Source organism: Allobosea sp., from assembly GCF_036675845.1.
Taxonomy (GTDB): domain Bacteria; phylum Pseudomonadota; class Alphaproteobacteria; order Rhizobiales; family Beijerinckiaceae; genus Allobosea.
Window position 1 is genome coordinate 39799 of record NZ_JAKFED010000110.1, and the last position, 13733, is coordinate 53531.

The 13733-nt window shown below is 69.3% G+C and carries 11 protein-coding genes; 7 read left to right on the forward strand and 4 right to left on the reverse strand.

The genetic code is table 11. The annotated features are described in order from the left end of the window. Positions 1 to 60: 60 nt before the first annotated feature. The 4 genes from V6M56_RS12045 (at position 61) to V6M56_RS12060 (ending at position 3134) form a co-directional block, all read left to right on the forward strand. Positions 61 to 792 carry an AzlC family ABC transporter permease gene (locus tag V6M56_RS12045; RefSeq protein WP_332683987.1) on the forward strand — a complete coding sequence of 244 codons (732 nt, stop codon included), beginning with the start codon at positions 61 to 63 and terminating at the stop codon, positions 790 to 792. Beyond that, positions 779 to 1096, forward strand: a complete 318-nt coding sequence (locus V6M56_RS12050) for an AzlD family protein (RefSeq protein ID WP_332683988.1) — start codon at positions 779 to 781, stop codon at positions 1094 to 1096. Before V6M56_RS12045 ends, V6M56_RS12050 begins: the two co-directional genes overlap by 14 nt. Positions 1097 to 1277: 181 nt before the next feature. Next, positions 1278 to 2144 (forward strand): branched-chain amino acid aminotransferase, encoded by an 867-nt coding sequence (locus V6M56_RS12055; protein WP_332683990.1) that lies wholly within the window; start codon positions 1278 to 1280, stop codon positions 2142 to 2144. A 9-nt stretch (positions 2145 to 2153) separates the two neighbouring features. Further along, positions 2154 to 3134, forward strand: coding sequence for an NAD(P)H-dependent flavin oxidoreductase (locus V6M56_RS12060; protein ID WP_332683991.1), 981 nt, complete (start codon positions 2154 to 2156; stop codon positions 3132 to 3134). A 165-nt stretch (positions 3135 to 3299) separates the two neighbouring features. Here V6M56_RS12060 and murJ read toward each other — a convergent pair whose 3' ends face one another. Together murJ and V6M56_RS12070 are read right to left on the reverse strand one after the other, a co-directional pair. Next, positions 3300 to 4826: a murein biosynthesis integral membrane protein MurJ gene (gene murJ, locus V6M56_RS12065; protein WP_332683993.1), complete on the reverse strand. Its 1527-nt coding sequence runs from the start codon at positions 4824 to 4826 to the stop codon at positions 3300 to 3302. Positions 4827 to 5013: 187 nt separating this feature from the next. Next, the gene (locus V6M56_RS12070) at positions 5014 to 6048 is read right to left on the reverse strand and encodes a glycosyltransferase family 2 protein (RefSeq protein ID WP_332683994.1); all 1035 of its coding nucleotides are present in this window, start codon (positions 6046 to 6048) and stop codon (positions 5014 to 5016) included. 129 nt (positions 6049 to 6177) lie between these two features. Between V6M56_RS12070 and V6M56_RS12075 the strand changes: the two genes are divergently transcribed. Together V6M56_RS12075 and V6M56_RS12080 are read left to right on the forward strand one after the other, a co-directional pair. Further along, positions 6178 to 7008: a ChbG/HpnK family deacetylase gene (locus V6M56_RS12075; RefSeq protein ID WP_332683995.1), complete on the forward strand. Its 831-nt coding sequence runs from the start codon at positions 6178 to 6180 to the stop codon at positions 7006 to 7008. A 151-nt stretch (positions 7009 to 7159) separates the two neighbouring features. After that, positions 7160 to 8857 carry a methyl-accepting chemotaxis protein gene (locus tag V6M56_RS12080; protein WP_332683997.1) on the forward strand — a complete coding sequence of 566 codons (1698 nt, stop codon included), beginning with the start codon at positions 7160 to 7162 and terminating at the stop codon, positions 8855 to 8857. 71 nt (positions 8858 to 8928) lie between these two features. Here the strand turns inward: V6M56_RS12080 and V6M56_RS12085 are convergent, their stop codons facing one another. Then, positions 8929 to 9528: a superoxide dismutase gene (locus V6M56_RS12085; RefSeq protein WP_332684000.1), complete on the reverse strand. Its 600-nt coding sequence runs from the start codon at positions 9526 to 9528 to the stop codon at positions 8929 to 8931. 494 nt (positions 9529 to 10022) lie between these two features. Between V6M56_RS12085 and V6M56_RS12090 the strand changes: the two genes are divergently transcribed. Beyond that, the gene (locus V6M56_RS12090; protein ID WP_332684001.1) at positions 10023 to 11312 is read left to right on the forward strand and encodes a hypothetical protein; all 1290 of its coding nucleotides are present in this window, start codon (positions 10023 to 10025) and stop codon (positions 11310 to 11312) included. 211 nt (positions 11313 to 11523) lie between these two features. Here the strand turns inward: V6M56_RS12090 and V6M56_RS12095 are convergent, their stop codons facing one another. Next, positions 11524 to 13659, reverse strand: coding sequence for a S9 family peptidase (locus V6M56_RS12095; RefSeq protein WP_332684002.1), 2136 nt, complete (start codon positions 13657 to 13659; stop codon positions 11524 to 11526). Between the last annotated feature and the right edge of the window lie 74 nt (positions 13660 to 13733).

Genomic DNA, 13733 nt, shown 5'->3' on the forward strand with positions numbered 1-13733 from the left:
TCATGCGCCGGCCGCGCTGCGACCATTGACGGCGGCCCGCCGACCCGCTTCGAACAGCGCATGCCCCATCCGGAAAGCCATTCCGAGCCCGTCCTCCCGCCGCAACTGACCCTCGCGGGAATGGCGCTCGGCCTGCGCCGGGTTTCCATGCTCCTGCCGGGCATCGTCGTCTTTGCCGTCGCCTTCGGCGCTGCCGCGTCCGCCAAGGGGCTGAGCCTGGTCGAAGCGCTGCTGATGAGCGCGCTGGTCTATGCCGGCGTCGCCCAGCTCGTCGCCATGGAACTCTGGCGCCCCGAATGGACCTGGGGCGCGATTGCCGGGCTCGCCTTCGTGACTGCGACGGTCAACGCTCGCTCGATCCTGCAGGGCGCCTCGCTGCAGCCCTGGTTCGCCCGCTATCCGCGCCTGGTCAATGCGCTCCAGCTCTTCGTCTTCACCGATGCCAACTGGCTGATCGGCACGCGCTATCGGGCCGAGGGCGGCCGCGATCTCGGCGTCGTCGTCGGGGCCGGCCTCTGCCTGTGGACGGTCTGGCTCATCGCCACCATCCCGGGCTACCTGCTTGGCTCGCTCGTCGCCGATCCGCGCCAATACGGCATCGACCTGGTGATGCCGATCTTCTTTGCGGCGATGATCGTGCCGCTCTGGCGCGGCCGCCGGGCGGCGCTGCCCTGGATCGTCGCCGGCGTGGTCGCCCTCGTCGTCTCCAAGCTGGTCGACGGCTATGCCTTCATCATCATCGGCGCGCTCTCCGGCGCCCTTGTCGGAGCCTTCCTCGATGACGCTGCCTGAACCCGGCGCCTGGGGGCCCTATCTCGCCATCCTGGCGATGGCGCTGGCGACCTATCTGTGCCGCATCTCCGGCGTCGTGCTGATGGGCTTCGTGCCGCTGACGCCGCGGGTCCGGCGCGGGCTTGCGGCGCTTCCCGGCTCGATCGTCTTCGCCACCGTGCTGCCGCTGATCGAGCGCCTCGGCCTGGCTGCCGGGCTGGCGCTGCTGGCCGCGATCGCCAGCATGGTGCTGCGGCGCAGCGAGCTGCTGGCGCTGCTCGTCGGCATGGCCACCGTCTCGCTGGCCCGCGCCTTCGGGCTTTGATCCTTCGCCGGGCGTGATGCCGAAGCGGTTTCGCGCTTTTGCGCGAGGCGCCGCGATCCATCACCGGTTACGATCGCAGCCATCACATCAATCGTTCGCCGGCCCCCCGGCAGCGAGTTGACGCCGCCGGGGCGGCGGCAGACGGTGCGGCTCCGCAGAATGGACAGATCGGGAGCGCCTCATGGCCTGGTATTCGCAAACCTGGAGCTGGTTCGAGGGGGACTGGCATGAGGGCAATCCCGGCCTCGTCGGCCCGCGCAGCCACGTGCTCTGGCAGAGCTCGTCGGTGTTCGATGGCGCGCGCTATTTCGATGATGTGGCGCCCGATCTCGCGGCCCATGCCGCCCGCGTCAACCGCTCGGCCAGGGCGCTCGGCCTGAAGCCGACCGTGACGCCGGAGTTCATCGTCGAAAAGACGCATGAGGGCGCCAGGAAGTTCGCCAAGGGCACGGCGCTCTACGTCAAGCCGATGTATTGGGGCGAAGCCGACGGCCCGTCGACGATCATGCCGGACGAGGACTCGACCCGGTTCTGCCTCTGCCTGTTCGAGGCCGCGATGGGCGATCCGGGCAAGGGTTTCTCGGTGACCAAGGGCGCCTATCGCCGCCCGACCATGGAGACCATGCCGACCGACGCCAAGGCCGGCTGCCTCTATCCCAACAATGCCCGCATCCTGCGCGAGGCCAAGGGCCGGGGCTTCGACAACGCGCTGGTGCTCGACATGCTCGGCAATGTCGCCGAGACCGGCACCTCCAACATCTTCCTCGCCACGGACGGCGTGGTGAAGACGCCGGCCCCGAACGGCACCTTCCTCAACGGCATCACCCGCCAGCGCGTGATCTCGCTGCTGCGCGGCGCCGGCGTCCCGGTCGAGGAGACCAGCCTGAGCTATGCCGATTTCGAGCAGGCCGACGAGATCTTCTCCTCGGGCAACTACTCGAAGGTCATGCCGATCTACCGTATCGACGACCGCGAGCTCCAGCCCGGCCCGATGTTCCGCAAGGCGCGCGAGCTCTACATGGATTTCGCCCACTCCAAGCCAGCCTGAGGTCTCCGCATGGCCCGCCTCGTCACCCGCCTCACCGAGCGTCTCGGCATCGAGCACCCGATCCTCTCGGCGCCGATGGCGCTGGCGGCGGGCGGGGCGCTGGCGGCGGCGGTGACCCGGGCCGGCGGCCTCGGCCTGATCGGCGGCGGCTATGGCGATAGCGACTGGCTCAGGACGCAATATGCCGCCGCCGGCAATACCCGCACCGGCTGCGGCTTCATCACCTGGTCGCTGGCCAAGCAGCCGCAGCTGCTCGGCGAGGTGCTGGCGCATCGCCCGGCGGCGCTGATGCTCTCCTTCGGCGATCCGGCGCCCTTCGCCGGCGAGATCGAAGCTGCCGGCATTCCGCTGATCTGCCAGTGCCAGAGCGTCGCGCATGTCAGGCAGGCGCTCGAAGCCGGCGCCTCCGTCATCGTCGCGCAGGGCAGCGAGGCCGGCGGCCATGGCCAAACGCGCGCAACCTTGCCCTTCGTCCCCGAGGTCGCCGATCTGCTCGCCCGCGAGAGCCCCGATACCCTGCTGCTGGCGGCCGGCGGCATCGCCGATGGCCGCGGGCTCGCCGCCGCGCTGATGCTGGGCGCCGACGGCGTGCTGGTCGGCACTCGTTTCTGGGCGAGCCGCGAGGCGCTGGTCCACCAGAACCACCACGCCGCCGCGATCGCCGCGACCGGCGACGGGACGGTGCGTTCCTCCCTGCCCGACATCGCCCGCGGGCTCGACTGGCCGAAGCCCTTCGACATCCGCGTCGCCGACAACGCCTTCATCGCCAGATGGCGCGGCCGCGATGCTGACCTGCGCGCGGCGAGCGAGGTCGAGATTCCGGCCTATCGCGAAGCCTTCATGGCCGGCGATCCGGACAGGGCGGCGGTGATCTATGGCGAGGCGGCCGGGCTGATCGCCGACGTGCCGCCAGCCGGCGAGATCGTCGCGCGGATGGCGACGGAGGCAGCCGAACATCTGCGCCGCGGTGCAAGTCTCGTAGCGGACTGAGGCGAGGCGCCGACGGCGCCGTCATTCTCGGGCGAAGCGCAGCGTAGACCCGAGAATCCCTTGCAGGAGATGCTCGGGCCAAGCCCGAGCATGACGGGCTCTCATCTCAAGTTTAGAGACGGATTCACCGATCAGATTGATTCAATCTGATCGGTGAATCCGTCTCTATCGCAGCAGGCGCAGCAGCCCCGCCGCTTTCAGCCCGCCGGCGGCAAGGGCCCCATAGAGCATGGCCGCGAGCAGGCCGAGGACGGCCAGCGCCACCAGCCTCGGCTCGAAGGCGAAGCCGGCGAGGCTGGCATAGAGCGGCGGCGCCAGCAGCCGTGCGGCGAGCCCGGCGCAGCCGGCCGCGACCGCGACGATCAGGATCAGCAAGGACAGGCCGCGCTCGGGCCTGGTCCAGCCGCGCCGCAGCGCCAGCACGAACAGCGCTCCGACATTGATCCAGGCGCCGGCGGCGGTGGCGAGCGCCAGGCCCGGCGCGCCGAAATCGCGCCAGAGCAGCAGCTTCAGCGCGACATTGGCGGCGATGGCGCAAAGCGAGACCAGCATCGGCGTCGTCGTGTCGCCGCGCGCCTGGAAGGCCGAGACCTGCGAGCGCAGCAGCACGATCGCCGGCAGGCCGATCGCATAGGCGAAGAGCACGGCGCCCGCCGCCTGGCTCGCGGCGGCGTCGAAGCGGCCGCGCTCGAACAGGGCTGAGACGACGAGCTCGGGAATGGCGAGGAAGGCGGCGGCGAACGGGGCGGCGGCGACCAGGGTCAGCGCCACGGCCCGGTTCTGCGCCTTGTCTGCCCCGGCCTCGTCGCCGGCGGCGATGGCGCGGCTCATCGTCGGCAGCAGCACCGTGCCGACGCCGATGGCGATGACGCCGAGCGGCAACTGGTAGAGCCGCTCGGCATAGTAGAGCGCCGCATAGGCGCCGGCCGGCAGCAGCGAGGCGATGATGGTGTCGGCGAAGATCGCGATCTGGACGCCGGCCGAGCCGATCACCGCCGGTCCCAGCGCCTTGAGGAAGCGCTTCACCTCGCCATCGAGGCGCGGCCGGGTCAGCGCCGCCGAGACCCCGGCCTGCCGCGCCGCCAGCCAGAGCAGCAGCCATTCCAGCACGCCGGCCACTGCGACGCCCCAGGCGGCGGCATGCGCCGCGCTCGGGAACAGGAAGGCGATGGCGAGGGCGCTGATTAGACTGAGATTGAGCAGGATCGGCGCCGCGGCGGCGGCCGCGAAACGGTCGACCGCGTTGAGATTGCCGGAAAGCAGCGTCACCAGCGTGATGAACATCAGATAGGGGAAGGTGATCCGCGTCAGCGCCACGGCGAGGTCGAAGCGCAGGGGATCATCGGCGAAGCCCGGCGCCAGCAGGCGCACCAGCTCCGGCATGAAGGGCAAGGCGAGCCCGAGCAGCGCGAGCTGGACGATCAGGTTCAGCGTGAAGACGCGGTTCGAGAATTGCGACGAGGCGGCAGCGCCCGAGCCCTCCCGGATGCGGCTGAAGGCGGGGATATAGGCCTGGTTGAAGGCGCCTTCGCCGAAGATGGCGCGGAAATGGTTCGGCAGGCGCAGCGCGACCGAGAAGGCGTCCATCAGCGGCCCGGCGCCGAGCGTGGCCGCCAGCACGATGTCGCGGACGAAGCCGGAGACCCGCGAGAGCAGCGTGAAACCGCTGACCGAAAGGATTTTTCTCAGCATCGCGTGGCGGCTCGCGTCACCCGCCCCGTCATTCCGGACAAGCCGCGAAGCGGCGCAGCTCCGGAATCCATCGAAGAGCGCAGCGCGCTGCGATGGATTCCGGCACTTCGCTGCGCTTCGGCCGGAATGACGTCGAGATCATGCGGCAAGCGATGCCGTCGCTTGCGGCGATTGTCCAGCCCGCCGGCTACCGGATCAGTGGCGGCAGGGCGTCGCCGCGCGGGTGGACGCTGTCGAGCTTCTCGAAGCCGATGCGCTCGCCGACCAGATAGAGCGGCCGCCGCTTCACCTCGGCGAAGATGCGCCCGACATATTCGCCGATCAGCCCGAGCGAGATCAGCTGGATGCCCGAGAAGAACATGATCGAGACGATCAGCGACGGGAAGCCGGGCAGGTCGGTGCCGACGAGCAGGGTGCGGACCAGGAAGAACAGACCGGTCAGTGCCGCCCCGATGGCGATCATGACGCCGAGCCAGGTCGCGATCTTCAGCGGCACAGTCGAGAACGAGGATAGTCCGTCGAAGGCGAAGCTGAACAGCTTGCGGAAGCGGAACTTGGTCTGGCCATGGGCGCGTTCGGCGACCTCGAAGGGCACGCCGGTGGCGGGGAAGCCGACCCAGGCATAAAGCCCCTTCGAGAAGCGCGCCCGCTCCGGCAGCGCCCGCAGCGCCTCGACCACCTTGCGGTCGAGAAGCCGGAAATCGCCGGCGCCCTCGGGCAGCTCGGTCTCGCCGAAACTGGCGAAGAGCTTGTAGAAGGCCTTGGCGAAGCCGCGCTTCAGCCGGCCCTCGCCTTCGCGGTCGGTGCGCTGGGCATAGATGTTGAGGAAGCCCTCGCGCCATTTCGCCAGGAAGACCGGGATGACCTCGGGCGGATGCTGCAGGTCGGCATCCATGATCACCACGGCGTCGCCGCTGGCATGGTCGAGGCCGGCGGCGATGGCGATCTCCTTGCCGAAATTCCGGCTGAACGAGATGGCATTGATGCGCGGGTCGGCGGCGTGCATCAGGCGCAGCACCGCAAGCGTGCCGTCGCGGCTGCCATCGTCGACGCAGACGATCTCCCAGGAGGAGACGCAGGCGTCGAGCACGCCCTTGAGCCTTTCGACCAGGAGCGGCAGGTTGTCGGCCTCGTCATGGACCGGCACCACCACCGAAAGCTCCGGCCGTGGCGGCGGCGAGACGAGATTGGCCGAAGCGGCGAGGGCTGGCGTGGCAGGCAAGGCTTTGACGACCTCAGCGTGTAGGATAGGGGTGGCGGCGCGATGGCGCAGCCCGCGGGCCGGGACGCGCACCGGTTCCGCCGGCGGCTACATACAGCACGCTCGATGAACGAGGGACAACAGGCCGGAATGACCCGCGGTTTCGTGCTCTGCGCCGATGATTTCGCCATGACCGCCGGCGTCAGCCGCTCGATCCTCGAATTGCTGGCGCGCGGCAAGCTTTCCGCCACCGGCGCGATGACGAGCCGGCCGCATTGGCGCGGGCTCGCCGGCGAGCTCGGGACCTTCTCCGGCAAGGCCGATCTCGGCCTCCACTTCAACCTGACCTGCGCCGCGCCGCTCTCGGCCATGTCGGCGCTGGCGCCGGGAGGCGAGCTGCCGAAGCTGGGCGAGCTGGCGCGGCTGGCGCTGGGCTCGGCCGCAGCACGGCGCGAGATCGCGGCCGAGCTCGCCCGCCAGCTCGACGCCTTCGAGGATGGCCTCGGGCGGGCGCCCGATTTCGTCGACGGCCACCAGCACGTCCATGTCCTGCCCGGCATCCGGCGCGCCGTGCTCGAGGCCGTCGCCAGGCGCTACCCGCCGGGCTCGGTCTATCTGCGCGATCCCGCCGATTCCATTGCGGCGATCCGGGCGCGGGGTGTCGCCGTCGGCAAGGCGCTGGTCATCGCCGGCCTCGCCGCCGGCCTGCGCCCGGCCGCAGCGCGGCGCGGCATCCCGCTCAATCGCGGCTTTTCCGGCGTGTCGCCCTTCGATCCGGCGCGCGATTTCACCACCGATCTCGCCTGCTTCCTGGAAAGGCCAGGGCCGGCGCATCTGGTGATGTGCCATCCCGGGCATGTCGACGCCGAATTGGTCGCGCTCGATCCGGTGGTCGCGACGCGGCCGCTGGAGCATGCCGCTTTGCTCGCCTTCGCGCCGCCGCCGGGCCTGCGCCTCGCCCGCTTTTCGGAGCTCGCCTGACGCGCCCGCCTGAGGCGGTACGCAAAAAATTGCGCAATTCCGCATGGGCACGGCAATCGAAAATTTACCCTGCTGCGGCACCTTGGCTTCCGGGCGGTCCAGGCATTTCCAAGCTGATCGTGCCATCTGCGCCCGCAAGGAAATGAGCACGATGACCTGGTTCAAGCTGTGGGCGAAGCGACCCCGGGCCACGCAACCCGCCGCGGACCAGACCGAGGAAGGCTCGGGCTCCCTCAGCAGCCAGATCGCCGGGGCGGCGGTCGCGATCGTCGCGGTCGCCATCATCTTCGTCGTCATCGCGGCCGCCCGCTACAATGACGGCAAGACGCGCGGCGATCTCGAGCAGAAGATGACCGCGCTGACCACCATGGTCGTCAACGCCTCGCCAGCGCTGATCCTGGCGCGCGACACCACCACGCTCGGCTATATCCTCGAATCGCTGAAGCGCGACCCGGATTTCGATTCCGGCATCGTGGCGGACGACGTCTCTGCGCTGGCCAGCGCCGGCCGCACCGAGGAGGCGCGGCTTTCGCTGACGCCGAAGAACCTCGCCCAGATGATCGGCCGCGAACCCTGGGCGGCGCTCGCGAAGCAGAGCCCGCTGCAGCTCGAGGACAAAACCTTTATCACGCAGCTTCTCGTCGTGCGGGTCGGCGGCCATCAGAAGCAGATCGGCTATGTCGCCATCCGCTTCGACAAGACCCGCCTCATCGCCCGGGCGGCCTGGGAGCAGTTCGTGACGATCGGCCTCGGGCTCGGCGTGCTGATCGTGCTCGGGCCGCTGCTCTGGTTCTCGCTGTCGCGCACGATGAAGCCGCTGAAGAGCATGACCAGGGCGATCGTCAGCATCTCCGACGGCAAGCTCGACACGCCGATCGACGCCACCGGGCGCCGCGACGAGATCGGCTCCATCGCCCGCGCGCTCGGCATCCTCAAGCTCCGTCTCGGCGAGCGCGCCACCCTGCAGGAGCAGCAGTTCTCGACCGAGGCCGAGCGCCGCCGGCAGCAGCAGCGCGTCGACGAGGCCATCGCCATGTTCCGCGCCGAGGTCGGCGTCGCGCTCGAGGCGTTCAAGAGCAATGCCGACCGGATGGGCGAGGCCTCCGACGGGCTCGCCCGGGTCGCCGCCGAATCCTCGCAGCGCGCCGCCCGCGCGGCGCAGAACTCGCACGGCGCTTCCGCCAATGTCGAGAGCGCCGCCCAGGCCGCCGAGGAAATGGGCGCCGCCATTCGCGAGGTCGAGTTCCAGGTCCGGCGCGTCCGCACCGAGATCGTCGAGGCGGCCTCGGCCTCGCGCGACACGGCGAGCTCCGTGCACGCGCTCGACGAGACCGCCCGCGCCATCGGCGAGGTGGTCAACCTGATCCGCGACATCGCCGCCCAGACCAATCTGCTCGCGCTCAACGCCACGATCGAGGCGGCCCGCGCCGGCGAGGCCGGGCGCGGCTTCGCCGTCGTCGCCGCCGAGGTCAAGAGCCTCGCCTCCCAGACCGCCGATGCGACCGACCGTATCGTCTCGCAGGTGAGCGCCATCCAGGGCGCGACCGGCGAGGTCGTCGGCGCCATCCAGAACATCGCCAGCCGCATGGGCGCGATCGAGAGCTTCGCCAATTCGGTCGCGACCTCGATCGAGCAGCAGGCCATCGCCACCGGCGAGATCGCCAGCGGCGTCGCCATGGCGAGCTCCTCGGCCCTGTCGGTGTCGAGCGATCTCAGCGTGCTCGCCGACAGCGTCGAGGAGACCGGGCGCTCGGCCGAGCAGGTCCGTCATGCCGCCGGCGAGGTCTCCGCCCAGGCGATGCGGCTCGATTCGACCGTGGACCAGTTCCTCAAGCGCGTCTCGGCCTGAGCCAGGCAAACTCCCGAAACGAAAACGGGGCCCGTGAGGGCCCCGCTTCGTCTTGATTGCCGCTGGCCGGTTCAGGCCTTGGCGCCGTCATAGAGCTCGGCGACGTAGTCCCAGTTCACCAGGCTCTCGAGGAAGGCCTTGAGATAGTCGGGCCGGCGGTTGCGGTAGTCGATATAGTAGGAGTGCTCCCAGACGTCGACGCCGAGGATCGGGGTCGCGCCATGGATCAGCGGGCTCTCGCCGTTCGGCGTCTTGCTGACGGCGAGCTTGCCGCCCTTGACCTCGAGCCAGGCCCAGCCCGAGCCGAACTGGCCGACGCCGGCGGCGACGAAATCTTCCTTGAACTTGTCGACCGAGCCGAAGGAGTCGACCACCGCCTTCTCCAGCGCGCCCGGCAGCTTGCCGCCGCCATTGGGCTTCATCCACTTCCAGAAGTGCAGGTGGTTGTAGTGCTGGCCGGCATTGTTGAACACGGCCGGGTTCTTGCCGTGCGAGCTCTTGACGATCTCCTCGAGCGACTTGCCCTCGAACTCGGTGCCCTTGATCGCGTTGTTGCCGTTGGTCACATAGGCCTGGTGGTGCTTGTCATGATGATATTCGAGCGTCTCCTTCGACATGAAGGGCTGCAGTGCATCATGGGGATAGGGCAGATCGGGCAGGGTAAAGGACATAGGGCCTCTCCTTGGGCTGTCGAAATCGCGACGTGAGAATGGCTGCAATGATGAATCGCGTGGGCCGCGAGGCCCGGCGGAACGTCCCGCCATCCTTCCGTTAGTTAAGCCGCGAAGGCGGCAGCGGCAACCGCCAAGCGAAGAGATCGCAACGGCACCGGCTCGGCTCGACTTCGGTTCACGAGGTTCGTGCCGGGCACTTGGTTGGCAACACCCGGGCGTATCGGTAGTTTAACCTTGAGGCGGCAAGCTGTCGCAGGACTGTACCGCCTCCAAGGAGCGAGCGTTTGGTCAAGGTATTCGTGGTTCTCGGGCTCGCCCTGCTGGCAGGCGGCGCCTACGCCATCTTCGATGGCTGGCCCTATCGGGTTCTGGAGCGGGGCTTCACAGAGGTCATTCTCGGCGCGCTTTCGGCGGCGGCCGGGCTGCTGCTGCTGGCTGCTGCGGCGATCCTGGCCGAAATTCGCCGGCTGAAGACGATGGTTGCCGGTGCCATGGCGGCGGTGTCGCTGGGCGCCGAGCGGTATGACGAGCCCGCCCTGGCGCGGGGGCCGGTCGTACCGCGCAATGAAACCCCTGCGCCGGAACCGGATTTTGGTACTGCCGCGGTGGCGGCCGGTGCCGGTGCGATCGCGCTTGGCGGCGGACTGGCCGGCTTGGCGCAGCCCGGTCAGCCCGCCGATCGCGGCGAGGAGGCGGCCGACGCGCCGGCCCCGGTCGCGGCGCCACCGACTGCGCCGGTCGAGGACGTCGAAGCGGCCGCGCCGTTGGCCGACGATCCGGCGAAACCCGAAGCCGATCTCGATCATGACGACTGGCTGTTGCCGCCTGCCGCCCGGCTGGGCTCCGATCCGGCGATGCAGGCCGAGCGTGCCGACAGGATCGAGCCGGATTTCTTCGAGGCTGCGCTGCTGCCGACGCCCGCGGTGGAGCAGGCGCGGGACATTGCCCCCGGGCCGGCGGACGGCACTCAGGCGCCGGAGAGCGAGGGCGCGCCCGAAGCCGAACCGGTTTCCGAAAACCAGTCGGAACTCGAATTCGAGCCGGAAGCCGAGGCCGGGCCCGAGGAAGCATCGACCGAGGCCGAGCGGAGCTGGTGGCCGCGGCTCGATCGCATCGGCGAGGAGGAGGGGGGGGGGCGTGCCGAAAAGCCCGCCTCCGATCCCGATGATTTCAGCGCCCTGCGCGAGCAGTTGACCGATGCCCTGGGGAAACCCGGCGCCGCTCCGGACGTCGAGCCGCCGCGGCGCTCCCTCGACGTGGCCGGCGATTGGATGGCACCGCGCCCCTGGCCTCCGGTGACGCAGCCGCGCAGCAGCGATGCGCTCGACGATCTCGAAGAGCCGGCTGCCGCTTCAGGCGCGGTGCCCGAGGTCGCAGAGGAGCCTGCCGGAGCCGTGCCTGCCGAAGCCGTGCCCGAGGAGATGGCGGAGGAGACGCTGGAAGCGCCGGCGTCGAGCCGGTCGGAGGAGGGCGAGCCTGCCCCGCCCCCGGAGTCCGCAACGGGCGAGATCGTGCCGGAAGCGCCGCCGCAGGCGGAGGAAGAGGCGCAAGAACCGGAAGAAGAACCGGCTGCGACCACTGCCCGCGGGGCGGACCTCCCGCCGGCCTCCGACGAAGGCATCGTCGGCGCCTATCAGGTCGGCGAGACGCATTTCACCATCTACGCCGACGGCTCGATCCAGGCGCGCACCCCCGATGGCGACTATGTCTTCGCCTCGATGGACGAGCTCAAGGCCTATCTCGCCAGCGAGAAGAGCCGGCTGGAGTCGGGTTCGGGTTGAACCTGTTCTCCGGCGAAACCATCGCCGGATTCTCATTGAAGAGTTAGGGCGTGCCGCTCTTTCGGCGGAACCCCCGCCGTCATCCTGGACAAGCCGCGAAGCGGCGTAGATCCGGGATCCATCGTAGGGCGCCGGAGCCTTATGATGGATCCCGGGCCGAGCTTCGCTCGCCTAGGATGACGGCGGTGGTTCCGAGTGAAAACAACAGACTTTAAGCCTGCCGGCCCCAGCCGCCGCCGACCGCGGTGATGGCGAAGGCGTAGGCCAGCGCCGTCTCCTTCAGCGAATCGAAGCGGCCGGCCGAGCCGGCATGCCCGGCCTCCATATTGGTGTGCAGCAGCACCGGGCCGCCGCCGGTCATGGTCGCGCGCAGGCGCGCCACCCATTTCGCCGGCTCCCAATAGGTCACGCGCGGATCGGTCAGGCCGCCCATCGCCAGGATCGGCGGATAGGCCTGGGCGCGGACATTGTCATAGGGCGAATAGGCGCGGATCGAATGGAAGGCGGCTTCGTCGCGGATGGGGTCGCCCCATTCCGGCCATTCCATCGGCGTCAGCGGCAGGCTCTCGTCGAGGATGGTGTTGAGCACGTCGACGAAGGGCACCTCGGCGACGATGCCGGCGAACAGCTCCGGCGCGAGATTGGCGACGGCGCCCATCAGCATGCCGCCGGCGCTGCCGCCCTCGGCGACGATGCGGCCGCGCGCGGTATAGCCTTCGGCGGCCAGCATCTCGCCGGCCGCGATGAAATCGGTGAAGCTGTTCGGCTTGTTCTCGCGCTTGCCGTCGAGATACCAGCGCCAGCCCTTGTCGGTGCCGCCGCGGATATGGGCGATCGCGTAGACGAAGCCACGGTCGACCAGGCTTAAGGGGCGGGTGCGGAACGAGGCCGACATCGCCGCGCCATAGGAGCCGTAGCCATAGAGCAGGCAGGGCGCCGAACCGTCGAGCACAAGATCGCGCCGATGCAGCAGCGAGACCGGTACCTTCGCGCCGTCCGGAGCCGTCGCGAAGATGCGGCGCACGACATAGGCCTCCGGATCGTGGCCGGACGGCACCTCCTGCCGCTTCAGCAGGGTCCGCTCGCCGCTTGTCATGTCGTAGTCGAAGGTCTCGGCCGGGCGCGCCATCGAAGCATAGATGAAGCGGACATGGTCGGTGTCGAACTCGTAGCCGGCATCGATGCCGAGCCCATACGCCTCCTCGGCGAAGGCGATGCTGCTTTCCGCCCCGCTCGCGAGGTCGCGGATCACCAGGCGCGGCAGGCCGTCCTCGCGCTCCAGGCGGATCAGGCGGCCGCGCAGGCAAAGATGGTTGAGGATCAGCCGGCCCGGCTTGTGGGGTACGAGATCGACCCAGCGCTCCGGCGAGGGGTCGTCCAGCGGCGCGCGCACGATCTTGAAGTCCTCGGCGTCGTCGGCATTGGTCAGGATCAGGAGCTCGTCGCCATGGTGCTCGACGGCATATTGCCGCCCGGCCTGGCGCGCCGCGATGATGCGCGGCCGGTCCGCGGGAAGGGAAAGGTCGACGATGCGGACCTCCGTGGTCTCGTGGTCGCTGCTCGAGATCAGCAGGAAGCGGTGCGACTGCGTCTCGTCGATGTCGACGAAAAGGCCGGGATCGGTTTCCTCGTAGAGCAATTCGTCCTCGCTCTGCGGCGTGCCGAGCCGATGGCGCAGCACGCGCGAAGGTCGGTGATCGGCATCGAGCGCCACATAGACGAAGGCACCGGCATCCTGCGTCCAGATCATCTCGCCGCTGGTGTCGCGGATCTCGTCGGCCAGTTCCTTGCGGGCCGCGAGGTCGCGCACGCGGATCAAATAGAGTTCCGAGCCGGCCTCGTCGGCGCTCCAGGCAAGCAGCCGGTGGTCGGGGCTGTGCGTGGCATCGCCGAGATCGAAGAACTCCTTGCCGTCGGAGAGCGCGTCGGCGTCGAGCATGACCTGCTCGCGGCCGGGCTTGCCTGCAGACTTGCCTGTGGCCTTGCTCTGGCGGGGCTTGCGGCAGATCAGCGGGTGTTCGCCGCCGCGCCGGTAGCGCTGATAATAGAGGAAGGGGCCGTCGGGCTGGGGCAACTCGCTGTCGTCCTCCTTGATGCGCCCGCGCATCTCCTTGACGAGCTCGCGCTGCAGCGCCCGGGTCGGTTTCATCAGCCGCTCGCACCAGGCGTTCTCGGCCTCGATATAGGCGCGGATGTCGGCCGGCAGGGCTGCCGGTTCGCGCAGCACCTCCTTCCAGTTCTCCGCCCGCAGCCAGGCGTAGTCGTCGACCAGGGGCACGCCATGGATGGTGCGGCGCTGCGGACGGGCCTCGGCGAGGGGCGGCGCGGCGGAGGTCTTCTGAGGCATGTCTCGACTCGGGTTCGCGGCGCCGCGATCATTAGTCGCGTCTCTTCTCGACTTCACGACGTTGCCGCAGGCGC